Origin of the sequence: Haemophilus sp. HMSC066A11 (genome assembly GCF_001811665.1) — a bacterium.
Lineage (GTDB): Bacteria > Pseudomonadota > Gammaproteobacteria > Enterobacterales > Pasteurellaceae > Haemophilus > Haemophilus influenzae.
Window position 1 is genome coordinate 1 of the sequence record NZ_KV805901.1, and the last position, 1952, is coordinate 1952.

A 1952-nucleotide genomic window follows, 5' to 3' on the forward strand; every position below is an offset into this window, starting at 1 on the left:
AATGTCTTATTGGATTCTAAAAGAAAAAATCTCTAGAACAGCGCAGTTTGGATTTGGATTGGCGGTTATTGCTTCTGCATTGTTGGCTATTGAAGTCGGGCAAAAAGCAAACTTCAATACAAGCGGTCTCATTTTTTTAGCCATTTGCATATTAGGTTGGTCATCTGAAATCGTCATATCTTCTCATACAATGCGTTCGTTATCAGGACTTCAAGTGTATTTTTTAAGACTATGTGGTTCAACTATTGGTTATTTATTGATTCTATTTATTCTTTCCTTGAAAGATTTCTCACTAGATATACTTAGTTTTAATTATGTACAAATTGCTGGTGTAATAATCTTTGGGGCATTATCTTACTGCTGCTATTACCAAGCGATTTATCTGTTAAAACCAATCAAAGCAATGGCATTAAATATCACATATTCTGTATGGGCAATTGGACTTGGTTATCTGCTCTATAAACAGCCAATTAAGCCCATTACCTTACTACTCACCTTATTATTAAGTGCAGGAGTGATCGTTACACTTTATTACAAAGGGGAACAAAAATGAATGCAATTATTTTGGCTGCAGGATTAGGCAGTCGTTTTAAAGCAATTACACAAAGCACACATAAAGCATTGTTAGATATTCACGGCACACCTAACTTAGAACGAACACTGGCGTTTTTACAACAAGCGAATATTGATAAAATTGTCATTATTTCTGGGCATTTGCACGAACAATTCGAGTATCTAAAGAAAAAATATGACTGCACCTTGATTTACAACGAAAAATATCGCGAATATAACAGCATTTATTCCTTTTCTCTGGCACAAGACTTCTTTAGTGATTGTTATGTTATTGATGCGGATGTTGTTCTCAATCGTAATATTTTTCTAACGAAGCCACCACACAGTACATATTTCACAGTCATCCGTTCTAAAACGTACAATGAATGGCTACCGATTTTAAATAGTAATGGGCAAGTAATACGTATTGAGATTGGATCATTAAACCAGCCTAGCTTGTCAGGGGTATCTTATTGGACAACTCGGGATTGCAATATTATTCTAAATTTGCTCAAAGAATATACAAGTGAAGTGCAATTAAAAAATCCAGCACTTTATTGGGACACCATTCCGATGGAATATATAGATAAATTAAATGTTCATACACAGCAACTTAACCGTGATGATATATTTGAGATGGATAACCTTGATGACTATCACCACATTTTACAAAAATTGACACCAAACAAGGAAAAATAATGAAAAAATTGACTCTCAGAGAACAACAACTCGTTTGTCTCGATATCTTAGATTATTTCCACGCTCTATGTGAGAAACACCAAATTCGCTATTCTCTTGGTGGTGGAACATTAATCGGTGCGATACGCCACAAAGGCTTTATCCCTTGGGACGACGATATTGATGTTTATATGCACTGCGATGAATATCAAAAATTTATCAATGCTTGGTTACATGAAAAACATGAACGATATATCATAGGGACAGCGGAAGATATTCTAGCCTCTAATACTGGTGAAATGGCAAAAATATTCGACAATAAAACAAAGACGATTGATATAAATGGAGATGAAAACAAAATATTTATAGATATTTTTATCTATGATGGAATACCAAATAACAAAAAAATTATTTATACAATAATCAAAAAATATAGAAAAAGAAAAAACCGTTTTGCATCTTGTAAGAAACGTTGGATAAGAGCTTCCCAAAATTCATTAAAATATACAATACTAAATTGGTTATCGAATCTTTTATTTCATAGAATGCAAAACTATTTATCCGAAATTCAAAAATTGTACCCAATTAATACCTCAGAAAATATAGGGTTATTAATGACGGAATATCGTAATTGGAATAAAGCTTATATGCCAAGAGCTTATTTTAATCACGTTATTTATAAAGAATTTGAGGGACGACAATTTCAAGTAATGAATGGATAT

The 1952-nt window shown here is 32.7% G+C and carries 3 protein-coding genes; all 3 read left to right on the forward strand.

All coding sequences use genetic code 11. The features are described from left to right. On the forward strand, positions 1-553 hold a 553-nt coding region (locus HMPREF2813_RS08960; RefSeq protein WP_070647074.1), incomplete at its 5' end, for a DMT family transporter. Continuing rightward, positions 550-1251: an NTP transferase domain-containing protein gene (locus tag HMPREF2813_RS08965; protein ID WP_070647077.1), complete on the forward strand. Its 702-nt coding sequence runs from the start codon at positions 550-552 to the stop codon at positions 1249-1251. The genes HMPREF2813_RS08960 and HMPREF2813_RS08965, both read left to right, overlap by 4 nt. Then, positions 1251-1952, forward strand: a 702-nt coding sequence (locus HMPREF2813_RS08970) for a LicD family protein (RefSeq protein WP_070647080.1), incomplete at its 3' end; no start/stop codon positions are given. The genes HMPREF2813_RS08965 and HMPREF2813_RS08970, both read left to right, overlap by 1 nt.

What these genes read in the sequence shown, in the direction of transcription:
- HMPREF2813_RS08965 (WP_070647077.1), top strand. Translation starts at nt 550, where the DNA reads ATGAATGCAATTATTTTGGCTGCAGGATTAGGCAGTCGTTTTAAAGCA.